At 40.4% G+C, this 21,872-nt stretch carries 20 protein-coding genes and 1 riboswitch; of the genes, 10 read left to right on the forward strand and 10 right to left on the reverse strand.

Annotated features, from left to right (window positions below; all coding sequences use genetic code 11):
- Window positions 1-13 precede the first annotated feature (13 nt).
- From thiC to I6F47_RS02410, 3 genes are all read right to left on the reverse strand, one after another.
- The gene (gene thiC, locus I6F47_RS02400; protein ID WP_231609138.1) at window positions 14-1,966 is read right to left on the reverse strand and encodes a phosphomethylpyrimidine synthase ThiC; all 1,953 of its coding nucleotides are present in this window, start codon (window positions 1,964-1,966) and stop codon (window positions 14-16) included.
- 143 nt (window positions 1,967-2,109) lie between these two features.
- Window positions 2,110-2,224: riboswitch (TPP riboswitch) on the reverse strand.
- Between the two features lie 107 nt (window positions 2,225-2,331).
- On the reverse strand, window positions 2,332-2,730 hold the full coding sequence (locus I6F47_RS02405) for an META domain-containing protein (protein WP_306344991.1): 399 nt from the start codon (window positions 2,728-2,730) through the stop codon (window positions 2,332-2,334).
- A 126-nt stretch (window positions 2,731-2,856) separates the two neighbouring features.
- Complete coding sequence (locus I6F47_RS02410; RefSeq protein WP_197183245.1) at window positions 2,857-3,255, reverse strand: acyl-CoA thioesterase; 399 nt, start codon at window positions 3,253-3,255, stop codon at window positions 2,857-2,859.
- Between the two features lie 84 nt (window positions 3,256-3,339).
- Between I6F47_RS02410 and I6F47_RS02415 the strand changes: the two genes are divergently transcribed.
- A complete protein-coding gene (locus I6F47_RS02415; protein ID WP_197173143.1) occupies window positions 3,340-5,457 on the forward strand; it encodes a TonB-dependent receptor in 2,118 nt (705 codons plus the stop codon).
- Between the two features lie 613 nt (window positions 5,458-6,070).
- On the opposite strand, the gene epmA is transcribed toward I6F47_RS02415, so the two are convergent.
- Window positions 6,071-7,045 carry an elongation factor P--(R)-beta-lysine ligase gene (gene epmA, locus I6F47_RS02420; RefSeq protein ID WP_197183246.1) on the reverse strand — a complete coding sequence of 325 codons (975 nt, stop codon included), beginning with the start codon at window positions 7,043-7,045 and terminating at the stop codon, window positions 6,071-6,073.
- 56 nt (window positions 7,046-7,101) lie between these two features.
- The gene (gene efp / locus I6F47_RS02425; RefSeq protein WP_010555265.1) at window positions 7,102-7,668 is read right to left on the reverse strand and encodes an elongation factor P; all 567 of its coding nucleotides are present in this window, start codon (window positions 7,666-7,668) and stop codon (window positions 7,102-7,104) included.
- Window positions 7,669-7,709: 41 nt separating this feature from the next.
- Here efp and epmB point away from each other — a divergent pair, with 41 nt between their 5' ends.
- Window positions 7,710-8,723: an EF-P beta-lysylation protein EpmB gene (epmB, locus tag I6F47_RS02430; protein ID WP_197183327.1), complete on the forward strand. Its 1,014-nt coding sequence runs from the start codon at window positions 7,710-7,712 to the stop codon at window positions 8,721-8,723.
- Here the strand turns inward: epmB and I6F47_RS02435 are convergent.
- Window positions 8,720-8,929, reverse strand: coding sequence for a hypothetical protein (locus tag I6F47_RS02435; RefSeq protein ID WP_002960797.1), 210 nt, complete (start codon window positions 8,927-8,929; stop codon window positions 8,720-8,722). The genes epmB and I6F47_RS02435 overlap by 4 nt on opposite strands.
- Window positions 8,930-9,000: 71 nt before the next feature.
- Between I6F47_RS02435 and I6F47_RS02440 the strand changes: the two genes are divergently transcribed.
- Entirely contained in the window at window positions 9,001-9,291 is a 291-nt protein-coding gene (locus I6F47_RS02440; protein ID WP_007585044.1) for a hypothetical protein, read from the forward strand.
- Window positions 9,292-9,338: 47 nt separating this feature from the next.
- Here I6F47_RS02440 and I6F47_RS02445 read toward each other — a convergent pair whose 3' ends face one another.
- Window positions 9,339-9,830 carry a DUF3016 domain-containing protein gene (locus I6F47_RS02445; RefSeq protein ID WP_010555263.1) on the reverse strand — a complete coding sequence of 164 codons (492 nt, stop codon included), beginning with the start codon at window positions 9,828-9,830 and terminating at the stop codon, window positions 9,339-9,341.
- Between the two features lie 279 nt (window positions 9,831-10,109).
- On the opposite strand from I6F47_RS02445, the gene galE reads away from it, so the two are divergent.
- Window positions 10,110-11,126 (forward strand): UDP-glucose 4-epimerase GalE, encoded by a 1,017-nt coding sequence (gene galE, locus I6F47_RS02450; protein WP_007585049.1) that lies wholly within the window; start codon window positions 10,110-10,112, stop codon window positions 11,124-11,126.
- An 832-nt stretch (window positions 11,127-11,958) separates the two neighbouring features.
- Here the strand turns inward: galE and I6F47_RS02455 are convergent.
- Together I6F47_RS02455 and I6F47_RS02460 are read right to left on the reverse strand one after the other, a co-directional pair.
- On the reverse strand, window positions 11,959-12,639 hold the full coding sequence (locus I6F47_RS02455) for a Fe2+-dependent dioxygenase (protein WP_007585050.1): 681 nt from the start codon (window positions 12,637-12,639) through the stop codon (window positions 11,959-11,961).
- Between the two features lie 77 nt (window positions 12,640-12,716).
- Entirely contained in the window at window positions 12,717-14,897 is a 2,181-nt protein-coding gene (locus I6F47_RS02460) for a TonB-dependent receptor (RefSeq protein ID WP_197183247.1), read from the reverse strand.
- Between the two features lie 217 nt (window positions 14,898-15,114).
- Here I6F47_RS02460 and I6F47_RS02465 point away from each other — a divergent pair, with 217 nt between their 5' ends.
- The 6 genes from I6F47_RS02465 to I6F47_RS02490 are packed head-to-tail and all read left to right on the forward strand — an operon-like array spanning window position 15,115 to window position 20,124.
- Window positions 15,115-15,888 (forward strand): DUF3450 family protein, encoded by a 774-nt coding sequence (locus I6F47_RS02465; protein ID WP_197183248.1) that lies wholly within the window; start codon window positions 15,115-15,117, stop codon window positions 15,886-15,888.
- Window positions 15,888-17,237, forward strand: coding sequence for a MotA/TolQ/ExbB proton channel family protein (locus I6F47_RS02470; protein WP_197183249.1), 1,350 nt, complete (start codon window positions 15,888-15,890; stop codon window positions 17,235-17,237). Before I6F47_RS02465 ends, I6F47_RS02470 begins: the two co-directional genes overlap by 1 nt.
- Entirely contained in the window at window positions 17,230-17,610 is a 381-nt protein-coding gene (locus I6F47_RS02475; RefSeq protein WP_002960812.1) for a MotA/TolQ/ExbB proton channel family protein, read from the forward strand. Before I6F47_RS02470 ends, I6F47_RS02475 begins: the two co-directional genes overlap by 8 nt.
- Window positions 17,611-17,614: 4 nt before the next feature.
- Window positions 17,615-18,019 (forward strand): ExbD/TolR family protein, encoded by a 405-nt coding sequence (locus I6F47_RS02480; protein ID WP_036981164.1) that lies wholly within the window; start codon window positions 17,615-17,617, stop codon window positions 18,017-18,019.
- A 1-nt stretch (window position 18,020) separates the two neighbouring features.
- Window positions 18,021-18,677 (forward strand): energy transducer TonB, encoded by a 657-nt coding sequence (locus tag I6F47_RS02485; RefSeq protein ID WP_197183250.1) that lies wholly within the window; start codon window positions 18,021-18,023, stop codon window positions 18,675-18,677.
- 19 nt (window positions 18,678-18,696) lie between these two features.
- Window positions 18,697-20,124, forward strand: coding sequence for a tetratricopeptide repeat protein (locus I6F47_RS02490; protein WP_197183251.1), 1,428 nt, complete (start codon window positions 18,697-18,699; stop codon window positions 20,122-20,124).
- Window positions 20,125-20,706: 582 nt separating this feature from the next.
- Here I6F47_RS02490 and zapE read toward each other — a convergent pair.
- Window positions 20,707-21,816 (reverse strand): cell division protein ZapE, encoded by a 1,110-nt coding sequence (gene zapE, locus I6F47_RS02495; protein WP_197183252.1) that lies wholly within the window; start codon window positions 21,814-21,816, stop codon window positions 20,707-20,709.
- Window positions 21,817-21,872: the final 56 nt, after the last annotated feature.

Genomic DNA, 21,872 nt, shown 5'->3' on the forward strand with positions numbered 1-21,872 from the left:
AGCGATAATTACTTTATACCGCTTTGTGGTAAATCTCTGAGCCTGTTTGCTTAAACTGGGCAGATTTAGCTTTCATTTCGGCTTCTACATCAACCATTTTTATTTCAATAGCGTCGCCAGCGTTATTAGGATCAATACCGCGTGTTTCTAAATCTTTAGCGTAATCGCGTACTTCTTGGCTAATTTTCATAGAGCAAAATTTAGGACCACACATAGAGCAAAAGTGAGCCACTTTGCCTGATTCTTGTGGAAGGGTTTCGTCGTGATACTCGCGAGCTCGGTCTGGATCTAAACCAATATTAAATTGGTCGTACCATCTAAACTCAAAGCGCGCTTTTGATAAGGCGTTATCGCGCTCTTGCGCGCCTGGGTGCCCTTTTGCTAAATCGGCGGCATGCGCTGCAATTTTGTAGGTAATTAAACCTTCTTTAACATCTTCTTTATTTGGCAGACCTAAATGCTCTTTAGGTGTTACATAACAAAGCATTGCACAGCCGTACCATGCTATTTGAGCCGCCCCAATACCAGAAGTAATATGGTCATACCCTGGTGCAATATCGGTCGTTAATGGGCCTAAAGTATAAAATGGCGCTTCGTCGCAATGTTTTAATTGCTCATCCATATTGGCTTTAATCATGTGCATTGGCACATGTCCAGGACCTTCAATAAATACCTGTACATCGTGTTTCCACGCAATTTTAGTCAGTTCACCTAATGTGCGCAGCTCACTAAACTGCGCTTCATCGTTGGCATCAGCAATCGAACCAGGGCGAAGTCCATCACCGAGTGAAAAACACACATCGTATTGTTTTAAAATTTCGCAAATATCTTCAAAGTGCGTGTATAAAAAGTTTTCTTTATGATGCGCTAAACACCACTTAGCCATAATTGAGCCACCGCGCGACACAATACCGGTTACACGTTTAGCGGTCATTGGTACGTAACGAAGCAGTACACCGGCATGAATAGTAAAGTAATCAACACCCTGCTCGGCTTGTTCAATAAGCGTATCGCGGAAAATCTCCCACGTTAAATCCTCAGCCACACCATTTACTTTTTCAAGCGCTTGATAAATCGGTACTGTGCCAATAGGTACAGGCGAGTTACGTACAACCCATTCACGCGTTTCGTGAATGTAACGTCCCGTTGATAAGTCCATCACGGTGTCTGCGCCCCAGCGGGTAGACCACACCATTTTTTCTACTTCTTCTTCAATCGATGAGCTTACTGATGAGTTACCAATGTTGGCGTTAACTTTTACTAAAAAGTTACGGCCTACAATCATAGGTTCTGTTTCTGGATGGTTTATATTATTTGGTAAAATAGCGCGACCACGGGCTATTTCATCGCGTACAAATTCTGGGGTAATAAATTCAGGAATACTCGCGCCAAACGACTCGCCTTTATGCTGCGCGGCAAGTAATTCTTTACGAATTTCTGCACGTCCCATATTTTCGCGAACGGCTACGTATTCCATTTCAGGAGTAATAATCCCTTGGCGTGCGTAGTGCATTTGCGTTACGTTTTTGCCCGCGATACCACGGCGAATTTTTGGAAGGTGATCAAAGCGAATATGATCCAGCCCTTCATCCGCCATACGTTGCTGCGAAAATTGCGACGTTACTGATTCTAAAACTTCGGTGTCGCCACGGCTTTCAATCCATTGTTCACGAAATTTTGGTAAGCCTTTGCGCACGTCTAGTTCAAAATTAGGATCGGTATACAGGCCCGACGTATCGTAAACACGTAGCGGATCGTTTGACTCATAAACAGGGTTTTCATCTGTGCCACCAATAAACGTATCACTTAACGTAATTTCACGCATACCAACACGCACACCAGGTTGAGTACCTTCAACGTATACTTTATGAGAATTTGGAAACGGTTGACCCGTTAAGTTATAAATATATTCAGACGCGGCAGCACGAGTTTCTCGGCGTGACGCTTTATTTGTAGTATTTGACATGACTTGCCTCATTGCTTAAGGGTTGTCTTGTCAGATATTCCGAGGAATAGAGAAAGATCGTAAAGTAGCGTACATGCTACTTTGCAGCCTAAAATAAACAAAATCACTTTATTGTGCGCATAAAAAAAGACGCACAAGCGTCCCATTTTAGGCAGCTTGTTCCCTACGCAGGTATTAACCTGATCAGGTTCACGGATCCCGCTTTCGCGATCTCAGCCAAAAACTAATTACTTAGCTTTGGCACTCCGACAAGTATTGATATATAAATTCTGTTCGTTAATTTGAAGGTGTTATCCATCAAATCTGCGCTGAGTGTACGTCAGTTAAAAACTGCCCGCAAGGGGCTGTTTTTCAAAAACTTAAAATTATTTAGGGATAAACACAAATGTTTGCTCGCCTTGCATGACTAATTGCTGGCCTTGCATTTTAAGCTCGGCACCTTGCTTTAAGGCTTGTAATAACTGCTGCTCAAACTCATCAAGGTCTTCGCCGCACGACTTGCGCGTCATTCCTAATTTACTTACGGTAAGGTTACTTTCTTCAAGCGAGCCTTCACCAAAAAATTTGTTACAGCCAGCAAAACCGTTTACTTGCAGTGCTTCAATAAAGCTCATTGATGCATTAAACGAAGGTGGAATTGCTAAACCATCAACACGTGATAATTGCCATTGGGTGTATTTAAGCTGCTCACTGGTAACCGTCCCTGTTGATGCGCAACCAACACATAAACCGACTATAAGCATCGGTATTGCTGCTAATTTCATGCTACTACTAACTAATTGTCTAATTAATGTAATTGTAACAATATTTATGCCCTTTATCCGTTAAAAATGCATGTTTTAAATGTAAATTTTTGTTCTATGATAGTTCAAAAGTTATGCGATTAAGTACTAAGTTGTAGTTTTAAATACGTTATCTATTTGCTTTGGTAAAAACGGTCTACCTTTTTCATTAACAGACGTTCCTATAACCAGTGCATTGAGCATTACTTTTTCATCGCTTTTACGTATAACCGTTTGCTTAAACGCAAATTTTAAACGACTAATACGCTGCGGCTCCACAGCCACATAAAATTCATCACCTGGTAATAGTGAATGTTTATAGTCCATTTCGCTGCGCATCACGACTAGGTTAATTTTATCTTTCGCTAATTGAGCAAAATCAATACCGTGTGCGTACAAGAATTCATGGCGAGCATGCTCTAAATAATTAAAATAAACACTGTTATTTACGATACCTTGTAAGTCACATTCGTAATCACGTACTTTGAAGTCAACTTTAAAGGTCATATTAGTAATCCTGATTATTTAACGTATAATTGCCGCGTTTATAGCACATGTGTTTAAATAATTGCTACCATACGAGTCCCTAAAATGGAGTTAAGTAACCCAATGAACTTACGTTTGTCTTTAATTACTGCCGCACTTTTACCGCTGCTTGGTGCACCAATTGCAGCTAACGCTGATGATAGCGACCTAGAAAGAATTGTTGTAACCGGCGATTTTCAGCGCGAAAGCATTCAAACTTTAAGCGCGAGTGCGAGCTTATTCAGCGAAGATGAAATTAATCAACGTGGTGCAAGTTACTTAGACGAAATGTTAGGCAGTACCGCCAATGTAAATTTTGCATCTGGTGCGTCGCGTGGTCGTTATATTCAAATTCGTGGCGTGGGACTTCGCTCACAATTTGTAGACCCTATTAATCCATCTGTAGGCTTAGTTATTGATGGTATTAACTATTCTGGTCTTGGTGGCAGCTCATTATTATTTGATATAGACCAAGTAGAAATTTATCGAGGCCCACAAGGTACACGCTTTGGCGCAGACGGTATGGCCGGTATGATCCAAATGGGTTCAGCTAAAGCCACGAGCGATCCAAGTTTAAAATTACAAGTAGGTGCTGGCACGTATAACACCCGCGAAGCAGGTATTGCAGCAAGCACAGGCTTAACAGATGACACTAGCGCACGCGTTAGCTACTTTCGCAGAAAGTCAGACGGTTACGTAGATAACTTGTACTTAAATGACGAAACACAAAATCAAGACGAACAAGTAGCCCGCTTTAAAATAAACAGCCAGCTTACAAAGCATTTAAATACTGAGCTAAACCTGCATTATATCGATATTAATAACGGATACGATGCGTTTACGCTTGATAACAGCCGCAATAGTGTTGCCGATGAACCAGGCCAAGATAATCAAGAAAGCTACGCTATAGGTGTCAAGAATACTTACACGGGTTTTGACGCTTTTGATGTAAATCTAAACCTGTCGGCTATTGATACCGAATTACTTTACAGCTTTGACGAAGACTGGGTATGTAACGATACAAGTGAGCCAAAGTTATGTGCTGCTGGCTTACATCCAGATGGATACAGCTCAACTGATTTATACAGCCGCGATCGCGACGATCAGTCTGTAGATTTACAGTTTAATTCTAAAACGGGTAACTGGGTTGCGGGTATTTATTACCAAAACCGTGACGTTGATTTAGAGCGCCAATACACATGGTTAGCAAGCCCGTTTTCTTCAACTTACGAAACGAGTAACGTTGCAGTATATGGTCAAGTAGCGACTCCAATTGGCCCTAAAACCACATTAATTACAGGTTTACGTGTAGAGCAATACAAAGGTGACTACACCGATAGCAATGGCTTTATAGAAGATACTGACGATGTAATGGTTGGCGGTAAAATAGCACTTGAATATCAAGTAATTGACCGTACGATGATCTACGCAAGCATTACCCGTGGCTACAAAGCTGGCGGTATTAACTCAGAAGCGCTGGCTAAAGCAAAAGATGAAGGCTTAAACCTAAGCGCTGATTTTTTCCAGCAACACACCAGTTTCGACCCTGAATATTTATGGAGCGGCGAATTTGGTGTTAAAGGCTCATCGCTTGATGACAAATTTACGCTTCGCTTAGCTGCATTTTACATGCACCGCGACGATATTCAGTTAAAAGCATGGCAAGTAGAAGGTCAGCAATTTACCGGTTATGTTGATAACGCAAGTTCTGGTAGCAACTACGGATTAGAAGTTGAAGGTAGTTACCAACTAACTGATAATCTATTTTTAACGGGTAGTGCTGGTTACTTAAACACTGAAATAGATGACTTTGTAACGCAGTCTGGCTTAAACCAAGACGGTCGTGAGCAAGCACAGTCACCTAAATACCAGTATGCGTTTACTGCTCGCTATAACTTTACAAGTGAGCTTTACGGTATGATTGGTGTTGAAGGTAAGGACGACTACTACTTCTCAGATAGTCATAACTCACAGGCACCAAGCAGCAACTTAGTTAACTTAAGCTTTGGTTACGAAGCAGACATGTGGGCAGTTCGCGCATGGGCTCGTAACGTGTTTGACGAAACAGTCCCTACTCGTGGTTTTGAGTTTGGTAACGATCCACAAGATGGTTACGCAACGCATACCTACACACAATTAGGTGAGCCTCGTGTAGCAGGTGTTACCTTTACACTTAATCTGTAAAGCATAGCCGTTGGCTTTCAAATGAAAGCTTTCTGCAAGCAAATAAAAACACCGCGTTTAATTTAAACGCGGTGTTTTTATTTGTAGGTGAGGTTTTATACCTCGCTTTTTTATAAAGTTAAATTACACGAGCGCGCAATAAATTCGCACCTACAGGTTTGGCGTATGTTGTTGGGGTTGATGTTTATTTGTAGGTGAGGTTTTATACCTCGCTTTTTTATAAAGTTAAATTACACGAGCGCGCAATAAATTCGCACCTACAGGTTTGGCGTATGTTGTTGGGGTTGATGTTTATTTGTAGGTGAGGTTTTATACCTCGCTTTTTTATAAAGTTAAATTACACGAGCGCGAAATAAATTCGCACCTACAGGTTTGGCGTATGTTGTTGGGGTTGATGTTTATTTGTAGGTGAGGTTTTATACCTCGCTTTTTTATAAAGTTAAATTACATGAGCGCGAAATAAATTCGCACCTACAGGTTTGGCGTATGTTGTTGGGGTTGATGTTTATTTGTAGGTGAGGTTTTATACCTCGCTTTTTTATAAAGTTAAATTACATGAGCGCGAAATAAATTCGCACCTACAAATATTCCACCTACGCCTACAGGCTAAGCATTATGCTCTTTGCACATCAAATGCTATTACGTCTTTAATTTTCTCTTTATTTGTTGCGAGCATTACAAGCCTATCTATACCCAAAGCAACCCCTGCGCATTGTGGTAATCCATGTTCTAGCGCTTTAATTAAACGTGTATCCATTGGTACTTGCTTTAAACCGTTGTTAGCGCGGTATGCGTTATCTTCGTTAAATCGTTTAGCTTGCTCACTAGCATTTGTTAATTCGTTAAAGCCGTTAGCCAATTCCATATTTTTGTAATAAAGCTCAAAGCGCCCAGCTACGCGTGCATCATGTTCACAAATTTGTGCAAGTGCCGCTTGAGAAGCTGGAAAATGATAAACAAAACATGGCTTATCTTGTCCTATTGTTGGCTCTACTTTCATACAAAATAATAATTGCAGTAAGGTATCTTTATGCGTTTCATTTTGGGCTATATCAGCAAACCCCTGCTTACACGCTAGTTGCTTTAATTGCTCAATGCTTGCTGTTAACGGATCGAGGCCGAGTGCTTTTTCAAACGCTTGCTGATAAGTAAGTCTAGTTGCAGGCTCGACACCTAAAACAAGTTGCATTAACTCATCCATTTCATCCATAAGTGCAAATTCATCAAAGCCTGGGCGATACCATTCCAGCATAGTAAATTCAGGATTATGATGGCTACCCGCTTCTTCATTTCTAAATGCCTTACAAAGCTGAAAAATAGCGCCTGAGCCTGCTGCTAACAAGCGTTTCATGGCAAACTCTGGAGATGTTTGTAAAAATAAAGGAAGCCCACCAGCATGCCCTGGACCTACAAATGTGGTATTAAAACTGGCTAAGTGCACATCGGTTACACTGGCAGCACTTAAGCTTGGCGTTTCTACTTCTAAAACATCACGTGCATAAAAAAATTCACGAATGCTACGTAATATCGCTGCGCGTTGCTTTAGTGTTTCAATGCTTGCGCTTGGGGCCCAAAGATCTGCTGACATATTTTCTCCAAAAAAAATCCCAGCGTAAGCTGGGATTTTATAAACAATGTTAAAGCTTACTTAACACGGCTTACGTATTCACCGTTACGAGTGTCTACTTTAATTACTTCGCCAATTTGTACAAATAATGGAACTCGTACCACAGCGCCTGTGCTAAGCGTTGCTGGTTTACCACCAGTACCCGCTGTATCGCCTTTAAGGCCAGGATCTGTTTCAGTGATCTCAAGCTCAACAAAGTTAGGTGGTGTAACAGCAATAGGGCTGCCGTTCCATAATGTAATTGTGCATAAATCATTTTCAACTAACCATTTTACTGAATCGCCTAGTGCTTTTTCGTCAGCAGCAATTTGCTCAAATGTTTCGTTGTTCATGAAATGCCAAAATTCGCCGTCTGTGTATAGATACGCTAAATCAGTATCCATTACATCAGCACCTTCAACTGATTCACCCGATTTAAAGGTTTTTTCAAGCACCTTACCAGAGATAAGTTTACGGATACGAACACGGTTAAACGCTTGGCCTTTACCAGGTTTTACCATTTCATTTTCTAAGATACTGCAAGGCTCGCCGTCCATCATAATTTTTAGGCCGCCCTTGAACTCGTTGGTGCTATAATTCGCCATCGTTTCCTCTATTTATATTTTTTCGAGTAATCTACATGCCAATGATACAAAGAAATGAAGCAAATTTGCATAAAAACTGGCAAAAAGAATTAGCAAATGTAGTTACCTGCCCAAAAACCTTGCTTGAAATGGTCGGTTTATCGAGCCAAGTCCATGAAAACGACCTAAAAGCCCGTAGTTTATTTCCGGTACGCGTGCCTATCCCTTTTATAAAAAAAATACGCAAAGGCGATCCAAACGATCCTCTATTGCTACAAGTTATGCCACGCCATCAAGAATTTTTGACTAAGTCGGGCTTTAATAAAGATCCCCTACTTGAGCAAGATAACGACCAACCAGGCCTTTTACATAAGTACAAATCGCGTGTTTTGGTGATGTTTAAAACCGGCTGTGCTGTAAATTGTCGTTATTGCTTTAGAAGGCATTTCCCGTATCAAGAAAACCAACTCAATAAAAAAAGTCTGCTTGAAACACTGAGCTATATAAAATCAGATAGCAATATAAACGAAGTGATTTTAAGTGGTGGCGATCCACTGATGGCCAAAGACGATGCAATAAGCTGGTTTTTGGATGAGCTTGAGCAATTACCACAAATAAAACGAATGCGAATTCATAGCCGTTTGCCAGTAGTTATACCGGCGCGAGTTACCGATGAGTTATGTGAACGATTAGCAAAGTCGCCATTAAAAATTATTTTTATTAATCACATAAACCACGCCAACGAAATAGACGCTGATTTTAAAGCTGCTATGCAAAAGCTTAAACAAGCAAACGTAACGCTTCTAAACCAAGCTGTAATTTTAAAAGATGTGAACGATACGGTTGATGCGCAAATAAATTTAAGCGAAGCGTTATTTGACGCAGACGTATTGCCGTATTATTTGTATTTGCTAGATAAAGTTGAAGGGGCGAGCCACTTTGATATTAATGAAGCGCAAGCAATTGAAATAATAGCAGAGCTATTAAAAGCTCTGCCTGGATTTTTAGTGCCTAAATTAGTAAGAGAAATCGGTGGTCAAAAAAGCAAAACACCTATCGATCTTAAGCTAATTTAAACGTATATATTTACGTTGTTACCCAATGATGCAGTTACCGATTTAGCCGGTGTTTGCGCACTTGACGATTGTGCAGCACCTTCAATAAGTGCAAGAGCCGCCGCGCCATCTGCTAATTGCTGCTTTTTAGATAAAGCAGCGCTGTAAAGCTCACTGCCTTGGCCTGAGCCAGAAACAGCGGGTAAACTTGTGCCTGATATATTCATATAACAAACCTGACTTTTAAATGTAATCCAAGTATTATGTCGGCAATGCAGTGCAAAGCTTTAGGAAAACCATGGATTCTATTATTGAACAACTCAATGCCAACTTAAAAATTGTTTACCGTCAGGCACTTGATGCTGACAAAAAACTCGACGAGCTTCAACAGCAAGGTCACGGTAAGTTTAAAGCCTTATTTACTGCCGATTCTGGCTTTAGCTTTGAAGCTAAACGTTTTAAGCCTTACGTACTTGACGTAGCCGCTGATGTTGAAAGCTTATCTAACGATGGTTTTGAAGAAGAAAAACTGAAAACAACCGTTATTAAGTTACAACAAATACTCACGTTGTTAGCTACTTTTAAGTAAAGCTTAAAAATAAAAATGCCGCTATTTAGCGGCATTTTTATTTTCAGTTAATCTAAACTTGGTAATATTTGTTCACCAAACCACTCTGTTAATAAGCGTTTTTCGTAATAAAATGATTCGTCGCGGCCCATTTTAATTTTATCCATAAAGCCCATATCTTTAAGCTCCACATCAGTATCTTTACTTAGCACTGTACCGTCGTTATCGGTTAACGAATAATTTAGCTTAATGCGTGGAAAATAAATTGGTTTTACTACACGAATTTCGTCCATACCGCCATAACGCACATCACCTGCTAAATCTAAATCTGTAAACTCTACGTTTAATTTATAATCTTTTGGCAATTGCTCGGCTAGTTTAGCCATATGCTTTTCGAAACTTGCTGCCACACTTTTGTGATATGAGCTCTTTGTTTGGTTTGACGCTCGCACATCACGATAATCATTAAAGTCATGCCATTTAACAACAGACTCACCAGCATGGGCAAGCGCAGGTAATGCGATACACATTGTTGTTGCTATTTTTTTAACTAAATTCATATCTTTCTCCAAAGAGGTAGACCAATCACAAAAGTGTAGATTGGAGTAAACCTAGCATTAGCTATTACTAGACTCATTTTAGCACTTGTTTATTAACTATAACTTAATCTTACGTATAAAGTGTTACTTGTACTGAGTAAAATGTAATCAAAAGTACTTAATTTACCGTTATTAAAAAAAGATGTTATTTAAACTATAGAAATTACAGATAAAGCATGTAAATCACCTCTATTTATGGTGAAATTAACTCAATTGATAAAAGGTACCCACGGAGCTTTCATGACTATTTTAGTAACCGGTGGCGCTGGCTATATTGGCTCGCACACTGTTTTAGAACTTTTACAGCAAGGTAACGATGTTGTTGTTATTGATAATTTAAGTAACTCATCACAAGAATCACTTGCGCGCGTAAAGAATATTACAGGCAAAGAGGCCACTTTTTACCAAGGCGATATTCTCGATAAATTCTTTTTAGATTCAGTATTTGCAAAACACACAGTTGATAGTGTTATACATTTTGCGGGCTTAAAATCAGTGGGCGAGTCGGTTGCAAAGCCCATTGAGTACTATCAAAACAATGTACAAGGTACGCTTACGCTTGTTGATGCAATGCGCGACGCTGGTGTATTTAAATTAGTATTTAGCTCGTCAGCCACGGTATACGGCGACCCTGCAAGCTTACCAATTAAAGAAGACTTTCCTGTAGGCGGTACTACTAACCCGTACGGCACATCTAAGCTAATGGTTGAGATGATGCTACAAGATATCGCTAAATCAGATGAGCGCTTTGCGTTTGCTATTTTGCGTTACTTTAACCCAGTGGGTGCACATGAGTCGGGCTTAATTGGTGAAGATCCTAATGGTATTCCAAATAACCTTTTACCGTTTATCGCACAAGTAGCGGTAGGTAAATTAAAGCAGCTCGCTGTATTTGGTGATGACTACGACACAGTTGATGGCACAGGTGTACGCGACTATATACACGTTGTAGATTTAGCTATTGGCCACTTAAAAGCGCTTGATAAAATTGCCAGCAGCACAGGTGCATTAGTTTATAACCTAGGTACTGGTAACGGTTACTCTGTACTACAAATGGTTAATGCATTTATTAAAGCAAGCGATCAGGCTGTACCTTATCAGGTTTCACCTCGTCGCCCTGGTGATATTGCAGCATGTTATGCAGCGCCAGAAAAAGCACTTAATGAACTTGGCTGGGAAGCAGTGCGCGGTATTGATGAAATGATGCAAGATACATGGCGTTGGCAGTCAAATAACCCTAACGGTTATAAGGGTTAAGTAAAAATGGCAAGTGAGAAAGCATAAAACATAGAAATTGCGAGCTTCGCTCGTCACGCCAGCAAGCTGCGCGTCTACACGTAATTTAACCACAGCGTTAAGTTTTGACTGTAGACGTAGAGCTTGCTCACGCGAAAAGCGCAGCTTTTAACATTTAAAACTGCTTGTTACCTACTTTTGGCTTCTCAAAGCGCAGCGACCTCTTGGCCTCTTTGTGAATAAATCACTTAAAATCTTATTGCACAAAGAGAAGCAAAAGAGGAGTAAATGAGAAAACATAAAACATAAAACATAGTAATTATCTATTTTTACTTCTCTAAAGCGCAGCGCCCTCTTAGCCTCTTTGTGAATAAATCAATTAAAACCTTATTGCACAAAGAGAAGTAAAAGAGGAGCAAATGAGAAGAGACCAAAACCCAGAAATTACGAGCTTCGCTCGTCACGCCAGCAAGCAAGCAGCGCGTCTACAAGTAATTTAACCACAGCGTAAATTTTGGCTGTAGGCGTTTAGCTTGCTCACGCGAAAAGCGCAGCTTTTAATTATTAAAACTGATTGTTACCTACTTTTTGGCTTCTCTAAAGCACAGCGCCCTCTTAAGCTCTTTGTGAATAAATTACTTAAAATCTTATTGCACAAAGAGAAGCGAATAAGGAGTAAATGAGAAAACATAAAACATATAAATTACGAGCTTCGCTCGTCACGCCAGCAAGCTGCGCGTCTACAAGTAATTTCAGCACAGCGTTAAGTTTTGGCTGTAGGCGTAGAGCTTGCTCACGCGAAAAGCGCAGCTTTTAATTACTTATATCCAATATTTAATAACGAGTATCTTCGTTATGTCTGCGCCCACTGCCTTAGCAAGTTATGATAAACCCCTGTTAATTGAATAATCTCTGGGCTATCTTCTACTTTGCTGCGCAAACTTTGAATCGACATATCTAAATCAAAGAGTAAACCACGTTTTTCGTCGCTGTTTACCATGCTCTGTAACCAAAAGAATGAGGCTAATCTGCGCCCACTTGTTACTGGCATTACACGATGTAAACTCGTTGAAGGGTACAACACCATACTGCCTGCTGGCAGCTTTACGCTGTGTGAGCCATAAGTGTCTTCAATAACAAGTTCACCGCCCTCATAGTCTTCGGGGTCATTAATAAATAACGTCATTGATACATCTGTACGAATTTTTACTGGCGTACCCGGCACTTGTCTAATCGCATTATCTACATGCACACCAAACGATTGCCCACCTTGATAACAGTTAAAAAGCGGAGGAAAAATTTTTGCGGGGAGCGCTGCCGACATAAACAAATTACTACGCGCAAGTGCTGCCATAATAATGTCGCCAAGCTCTTGGCATTCAGGGCTATTTTCAGGTAGCTGTAAGTTATTTTTTGCTTTGGTTGATTGATGCCCTGCGGTAATACTGCCATCGGCCCACTGCGCTTTAAGCAAAACCTCATGACAATACGCCACTTCTTCTTTCGTTAGTAGCTCTGGAATTTTAACTAGCATGTGCGCCCTCTCACATTTTCATCAAATAATTAAGGGCAGAGTTAACTCTGCCCTTTTATGCCGTACTTATTTTACTCTTAGAAAGAGTAGCTCGCTGTTAAGCTAAACTTACGACCATCACCTGGTACAAAGTGTCCACCACCTAACTGATCAACGTAATCTTTATCACCTAGGTTTTCACCATTAAACTGCAGACTCAAATCTTTTGATATGTCATACGCAACCATCAGGTCAAAAATAGTATAACCTGGCGCACGAGAGCGTGTTGACGTAGTCCCGTTGTAACGCTCACCTACATATTGCGCACCTAAACCAAACGATAATTTATCCGACATATCGTACGTAGTCCAAACACTCGCGCTATTTTTAGGCGTACGTGCAAGCTCGTTACCAATTTGAGTTGCGTCGTCGCCTAATGCTTCAGTTACTTCGCTATCTTGGTAAGTGTATGAAGCAATTACAGTCCACTCTTTAGTAATTAGGCCCGTTGCTGAAAGCTCTAAACCTTGAACGCGCTGCTCACCACCGAGTATTTCGTCACTTGAGCTATCTGCAAATGGGTCATCAGTACGGGCATTGGTTTTTTCAGTACGGAAAAGTGCAGCATTAGTTTGCAGGCGGCCATCCATTAGGCTCCATTTAGTTCCTAATTCATAACTGCGACTTTCTTCTGCGTCTAAATCAGCTGCATTTGAACGCGTAGATACCGTTAGGCTTTCCGCTGATGGATTGAATGAATTACCTGCGCCAAAATATACACTGCCATTTTCTGTAGGTTTATAAACTACAGCTGCATTCCAGCTAAATAAATCGTCACTTGTAGAAATTAAAGCGCTTGGATCATTGTAATCGTTGTGATAATCCGTAGTGAAGCTATCAAAGCGAATTCCACCTGTAACTTCCCATTGCTTGTTAAGCGTCACTGTATCAAATGCATAAATAGCTTGGTTTTTAGCTTTAGCTTCAATGCTTGTACCGTCACGGCCGTACACACCCGTAAATGCAATTGTTGCATCAGGGTTGTATAAGTCGTTACGTATTCCATCTTCAATTAGGTTATCAGGCGTAGTTGCAACAAAGTTATGGCGTGTAAACGTTTCATTTGCAAGTTCAACACCCACTACTACGTCGTGAGTAAAGCCAGCAAATTCATAGTTACCAATTAAATCAACTTGAAGTGCAGCAAGTGAATTTTCTGTATCACGTGTTTTTTCATCCGCAAAGGTAATATCAGTGTCTGTTGTAACCGAGAAATAACGCGGTGCAGTTGTTACTGATTCACGCTTAACTTTACCTAAACGACCTTGCACACGTAACGTAGTATTTTGAGAAAAATCATACTCATAACGAGCTGTTGTTGAGTAAGCTTCAATATCTTCGTAATCACGGTAAATATTACCGTAAAAGTTATCAAAGTCGACAGGAGAAGGTGAGCGCGCGCTATCTGCAAGTTCAGCTACAGGCGTATCGCTGTAAACCCACGGAATGCCGTAATCTGGTAAATTGTCTTGGCGTTGATACTCTAGGTTTAAATCAAAACGGCTGTTTGTACCAAGCCCTGTTGCAAATGCAAACGCAACAGCATTTGTTTCGTTTTCAATATGATCACGACCTGCAACATCACCTTTATCAGTAAGAAGGTTTATACGTAGTGCGCTTGTGTCGTTTACTTGAATGTTAGTATCAAAACGACCACGGTAATCGTTTTCTGTGCCTAAACGTAGCGAAACGTCGTTAAAGCTGTCTAACTTCGCCTTTTTACTTTCTAAATTAACACTACCACCTGTTGCGCCACGACCAGAAACTGCTGAGCCTGGGCCTTTTGCAACTTCAACGGCTTCAATGTTGTAAATATCGCGTGTATAACCTGCAACATCACGAATACCATCTACAAAAATATCATTTGTAGCACTAAAACCACGAATCGACATGCTGTCGCCAGTAGGTGAACCACCCTCACCTGCTGCTAAAGAAATACCTGAAACATTACGCAAAGCATCACGTAAGCTATCTACGTTTCTATCTTTCATTACCGCTTGGTTAATTACCGTTACAGTTTTAGCTGTATCGAGTAGCGGTTGAGTGTATTTATGCGACGTTGATTTTTCAACAACATAGCTAGACTCAGTTTTAGTTTCTGCTTTAGTTACCGATAGTTCTTGAACATCCTGTGCACTTGCCCAAGTTGAAAGCGTTGCCGTAACAACCGCTGCAATTGGCTTTATGTAGGCATTCCCTTTATTCGATGGCTTACTCATGGTTACTCCGTAGTTTTTATTAAGCACTTAACTATTGTTAATTTAAGGTACATATTTAATTTCGGCGAAATCCTACCACTCAAACAACGCAATGTAAACGATAACTGTTATCAATTGCATTGTTATGTAAATTCCTATATTGTATACACACTCAAAAATTAACAGTAATTACGTCCCTGTAATTGCTTGTCGTAACTTTCAGGATTGTTGTTAAGTAATGCGAAGCTTAATTAAACCAATTAGCGTAGTTATCGCGCTTTGTAGCACCATGGCAGTAAAGGCCGACACTGTTAGTGAGCTAGAACAACTCGTTAATAAATGGCTACAAATAGAAAATCAAAACACAGAATTAAATACTCATTGGCTTGAACAAAAAAGCAGCATGGAGCAAACCTTAACGCTTCTAAATGCTGAGCAGCAGCAACTTAGCGAGCTTAATCAGCGTAGAAAAAAAAGCACCAGTGAGCTTGCCCAAAAACGCGAACAGCTTGTAACTCAGCAATCAGAACTTGAAAATGATCAACAGCAATTAAATGATCAACTAGCACGTATTTCAGGGCAATTACTTTCATTACAAGTGCAATTACCCCCGCCACTTTTAAGTAGTTGGAAAAACACTGGTGATTTAAGCGATTCAAAACTCAGTACAACTGAAAAATTACAAACTGCGCTAAAAATGCTGACCCTACTTAATGATTTTCAACAACGTATTTCTATTCACGAAATGGCTATTAAGCATCCTGACGGGCAAGAAGTATGGGTTAAGCAGCTTTATTTAGGTGCAGCTCAAGCATGGTTTGTAAGCGAAGACTTAAGTTACGTAGGTATTGGTTTTCCAAGTGACTTAGGTTGGCAGTGGGAATTTGACCCAAGCATTAATGCAGAACAAGTTGCACTGGGTATTGCTGTACAGCAAAAAAAGCGCGCTGCTGATTGGGTAACACTCCCAATATTAAGTTATGTAAATAAAAACCAGCAAGGGGCTAAATAATGGCTACTAACAGCATAATTGCAGTATTTAGCGCCACGGTTTTACTTTTTAGCGCAAACATTTCTTTTGCAGCTAGCAGTGATGATGCTAAACAAAGTATTTTAAGTGATATTAAAACAGCGCAACGTACTCTAAATAAAACTCAAAATAGTATTTCAAAAGAGCAAGCTACCCTTGCAAAGCAAATTTTTACCAAGCAGCAATCGCTCAGTAAATTGCGCGCGCAAGCAGCCGTTAATCGCCGCCTAGCTGACGAAAACACATTAAGCCTCGATCAGTTACAAACCCGATTAGATACTTGGCAACAGCAACAGCAATATCAATTAAACTTACTTAGCCGTTTTGTGCGCCAAAATACCAGCAATAGTGCCGGTAATAGTGCAGGCAATGGTTCAGGCAATAACAACGCGGCTAATAATCAAAACGAGTTATTAAGCCGCGTTATATCGCAAATTAATAATCAAGAGCAGGCACTTTATCCACAGTTTAAAAAGCAATCGGTTGTGCTAAGTAATGGTGAGTTAAGCCAAGCTAATACCCTTCAAGTCGGGCCTGTTGCATGGTTTAGTACGCAAACACCTAAGCTTATGGGGTTATTAAATTTGGATGATGAATCTAATGCATTAAAAGTAGCGTTAGTGCAATCAACAAATAACGATAACCCACTCGATAATACTTTAAATCAAAATGGTGCAGGCTCAACATTACTTACTTTTGATCCTAGTTTAACGCACTTAGTAACGAGCCAAGCTCAACAAGAAAGTCCGCTTGAACACTTAGAAAAAGGCGGCTTATGGGCCATCCCGATTATTTTGTTTGCCTGCTTTGCACTAACTATTGCGCTATTAAAAGCCGCACAACTACTGCGTTTAAGTAAAATTAAAATGCACTCTCAAATGCAATTACAGCAATTTTTTAAAGCTGAAAATAGCAATGAATTTGCAGGCATGCAGCAGCAGTTATTTAACTTAACGCTACAAAGTGAAAAAGGCCAAGTACGAGACGATCAATTATTTAACCAGTTAATTCATGATAAGCATAAACTCGATAACTTTATTGGTGCTATTGCCGTTACGGCTGCAGTAGCTCCACTACTTGGCTTGTTAGGTACTGTTAGCGGCATGATCGAAACATTTAAAATGATGACCTTGTTTGGCTCAGGTGACCCAGAAGTTGTATCGGGCGGTATTGCACAAGCACTTATAACAACTGAATTAGGTTTAGTCGTTGCCATCCCTGCATTGGTATTAAATGCATTGCTATCACGTAAAGCAAAAGCGTACTACAGCCAACTAGAAGGCTTTGCTTTACAGCTTAGTCAACTAGAAAAAGGAGAAACCAATGTTTGAAAAAATCGTTAGTAACCCTATTTGCTGGTGTATTCTTTTACTCGCTTTATTTGTATACCAGCTGATTTTTCATGACTTGCTGCACCTTAAACAATACCAAGCGCAGCGTAAAGGTTACTGGCAAGAGGTAAGCTCTATTTTAACTGCAGCGCTTCCGCTACTTGGTTTATTAGGCACCATTGTTGGTTTGCTTGATACATTTAAAGTAATGGCGCTGGGCCATAACGAGTTAATGAGTGACGCCATTGGTGATGCATTACTAACAACTCAACTCGGCCTTGTGTGCGCTATTCCCGCGTGGTTAATGCAAGCGTATTTAGCGTATTCGCAGCGTAATCCTAAATTACATACGTTAAGTAAACAGTTAGGGTAACACTATGCAATCACGTTTAAAGCACAAGCTAGAGCAAGAAGCGGGGCAACATATCGATATGTCGCCGCTACTTGATGTGGTATTTATATTGCTAATATTTTTTATTGTTACAACCGTATTTGTACGCGAAAGCGGCGTTGAGGTTGATAAACCACAAGCCGTATCGGCCAGTCGTCTTGAGCAGCAAGTTATATTTTTAGCAATAACCGACAACCAACAAGTATTTTTTGATGGTAGCCAAATTGGTGTTGCTGGCGTGCGTAGTAGTGTCGAGCAAATGTTAAAACAGCAACAACGCCCTGTGGTTATTCAAGCTGATAAAACAGTACCTACAGAGTTACTTGTTCAAGTAATTGACGAAGCAAAGCTGGCAGGCGCAGCGCAAGTTAACTTAGCTACTAAGCAATAATATGCACACGATTGACTCGTCTCAAAAAACAAAAAACAATCGCCATCCACTGTTTGCATTTGGCCTTAGCCTAATTGTACTTAGTGCTGCATTACTGCTTTTATGGCTTGGGCAACTTGCCGAACACCATATAAAAGACAAAGTGATTGTACGTGAGATTGCCATGGTGGCACTGCCACCTCCCCCTCCGCCATCAATATCGCAACAGCAAACAAGTGAGCCAATGCAAAGCTTAGCGGTAGAAGGTGCAGGCGCGTCTATTCAAGCCGTAAAAATTAAGATCAACAGCAATTTAAGTATTGTAAAACCCGATACACCTAGCGTAAAAGTAAGCGCGCCACAATGGCAATCAATGAGTGTAAATTGGGATGCATTTAGCTTAAATCAACTCGATGCTCTCCCCACTTTGCTTACTCCCGTCAAGGCCGTTTTACCAAAAAGCTTAACCCGCCGAGGTGTTGATGTATTTACTGTAAAACTCGATGTATTTATTGATGAAAGTGGCAAGGTAAGTTTAATTGAGGTAGTACAAAACCCATACCCTGAACTTAAACCAGCTATCGACAAAATTATTAAGCAAAGCCGCTTTAGTGCACCTAAAAAAGAAGGTGAAACCGTACGCGCTCGCTTTATTTGGCCAATCGAATTTAAACCTTAAGCCTATTAAAATGAAAAACATGAATATATTTAAAACGCTAAAACCATTAACTTGCGCAGTTATCACTACTTTAATGTGCTCATTCCCTTTATTAGGTGTAACTAGCGTGCATGCTAGTGCTGCTAGTACGCCATTAAAAAGTGCGCCACTAAAAGTAACTTTATCGCCTAGCGATCCAACATGGCAGTTGGCTATAAATAATAAATTACTAGGCCCTACAGAGGTCCTTATTGAGCCGACCGAGCGCGGTTTTGCTCGCCAAGTACAACCACTATTGCAAGCTGGTAATTACAGTGAAGTCGCTGCGCTATTTAAAGGCCGTGATATAAGCGAAGATAGCACTGCTTTAAACTTATTGCGTGCACAAGTACTGCTTTCAACAAAAGACTTTAACAACGCTGAACTAGCTTACTTGGCGTGTTTAAAAGCCTCACCTGATTTAGTAAAAGCACACCAAGGTTTGAGCCTTTTATACATGCAACAAGCAAAGTATGACAAAGCACAAACACACCTAGTTCATAGTATTGAGCTTGGCCAAGCTGATGCACAAAGTTATGCGCAACTTGCTTATATACACGTGCAGCATAGCCAACCTTGGAGCGCAGTAGCGGCGTACCGCCAAGCGCTGATGCTAGCGCCAGAAACAAGCCAATATCAACAAGGGCTATTGTTTGCGTTAATTGAATCGGGTGATTTAAGTCAGGCAAATGCATTATTAAAAGAATTACTCAATAAAACCTCTGATAAAGCTGAACTTTGGTTGCAACGTGCACAAATAGCATTACAGCTTGATCACAAAAAGCAAGCGCTTGCTGCTATTGAAGTGGCCTTAAAACTCAACCCTAAAGATACCAGCAACCAGCTTTTAGCAGCTCAGTTGCACTTAAGTGAAGGTAGCAGTGAGCGCGCTGTTAGTTTATTAAAGCAAGGTTTAAAACACGCCACTAAAGAGCAGCAAGTTGAGGTTATTAATACCACGATGCAAACTTTAGGCTGGCTTGTGTCTCAACAAAAATGGGATTTAGCTAAAGATCTAATAGGCAGCGCAAAAAGATTAACTAAGCAACTACCCCGTGATGAACAAGTCCAGTTTTCTGTATACAGCGCACAAATTGCTATGCAACAAGGTAATACTAAACGTGCTCTTAAAAGCTTAAATAACGCACTTAAAATAAACCCGAATTTAGGTGATGCCCTACTTAGTTTAGCGAGTATTTATCGCAGTAAAAGCCAACTTACCCAAGCAAAACTTATGTACGTTCGTGCACAAGCCCTACCTGATTACCAACTATCGGCGTGGCTTGGATTATCGCAAATAGCGATTGATTCTAAAGACTACTCGAGCGCGCTAAAGCATCTTAGAAAAGCATTACAAGCTAACCCACAACGCCAAGACTTAATTACTAATATTCGCGCCCTTGAGAATATAGTGCGCCAAGAGGGGTAAGTTTAACACCGTGGTTAAACTTTCTTGTAGACACAGCTTGCTGGCGTGACGAGCAAAGCTCGTAATTTCTATGCCTTAATGTTTTCTCATTTACTCCTCTTTGTGCAATAAGATCTTAAGTGATTTATTCACAAAGAGGTTTAGAGGGAGCTGCGCTTTAGGGAAACCAATAAGTAAGCAAAGTAATCAGTTATAAATATTAAAAGTTGCGCTTTTCGCGTGAGCAAGCTTCACGCCTACCGGTAAAATTTGACGCCGTAGTTAAACTGACTTGTAGACGCACAGCTTGCTGGCGTGACGAGCAAAGCTCGTAATTTATATGTTCTATGTCTTCTCATTTACTCCTCATTCGCTTCTCTTTGTGCAATAAGTTTTTAAGTGATTTGCTCACGAAGAAGCTAAAAGTGAGCTGCGCTTTAGAGAAGTAAAAATATATAATTACTATTGTTTTATATCTTCTCATTTACTCCTCTTTTACTTCTCTTTGTGCAATAAGTTTTTAAGTGATTTATTCACAAAGAGGCTAAAAAGAAGCTCACGCTTCTCACGTGAGCAAGCTCGTTTACAATATATATTAAAGCGTTACCAATTTTGCATTTCGACTATGCGTGATTGCGTGCGTGCATATTCAAAGCTCAACTTTTTACCTTTATATAAATGTTCAATGTCGGTTTGCGCATTTATCACCAGCAATTTATGGCAATCGTAAAACTCATCTACTAAGGCAATAAAGCGCCGTGCTTCGTCGTCAAAGGTATGCTCATCAAGTGTTTGTTTTTCGCGTTGGTAGCTATCTTCTATACCATGAACTATAACTTTACCCGTTGCTTTAACACCCATTTGCGGCACGTTCGATACATATAACACATCAAATTGCGTTGCTAAAAACATATAATCGTTAGCACTACGTGGGCCTGAACATAGCGCCATAAAATCAATCATCAAGGCGTTATCGGCTCTTAATAAATAAGGTAAATCGCGCCCATGCACACTAACTGTATTGCTGCATGTTACAGCCGGATACGAAGCTAAAAACTTACTTTCAAAATCGTGATTTGATAAATTAATAAAATAGTGACGACTGTTTTTACCATATCTAAAGCGGTGATCGTCCTCCCCTGCCACGTTAATTATATGGCAATGGCTATTAATTAAATCGATAGTAGGTAAAAATCGCGCCCGTTGCAGGCCGTTGTAATAAAGTTGCTCAGGCTTTGCGTTCGATGTGGCCACCAGCACAACACCTTGTTCAAACAACGCATTGAACAATCTGGCCATAATCATGGCATCGCCAATGTCGCTTACAAAAAACTCGTCAAAACATAGTACTCGAATATTTTTAGCCCACTGTTTTGCAATTAGGATTAGTGGATTTTTTTGACCTTGTAGCTGCGAAAGCTGGGCATGCACTTGTGCTATAAAATGATGAAAATGCAGCCGCTGCTTTTGCTCAATAGGTAGGTTTTTATAAAATAAATCCATTAACATGGATTTACCACGCCCTACGGGTCCGTATAAATAAACACCTTTTATTAAAGTCGCTTTTTGCCACCACGATGTGTGAGCTTGAAGTTGCTCGCTTAGCGTATTTAAAGCTTCCACTGCATTTTGCTGCGCAGCATCAAAACACAGTTCACCTGTGTCTATTTTTGCTTGGTAAAGGCTTAAAATTTGTGTGCTGTGCACTGTCATGGTATTTCACTATCGGCTATAATCGCGCCTATTGTAGCCGACTAAAAATGTGAACC

The sequence above is a fragment of the Pseudoalteromonas sp. NZS37 genome (assembly GCF_015864265.1).
Lineage (GTDB): Bacteria > Pseudomonadota > Gammaproteobacteria > Enterobacterales > Alteromonadaceae > Pseudoalteromonas > Pseudoalteromonas arctica.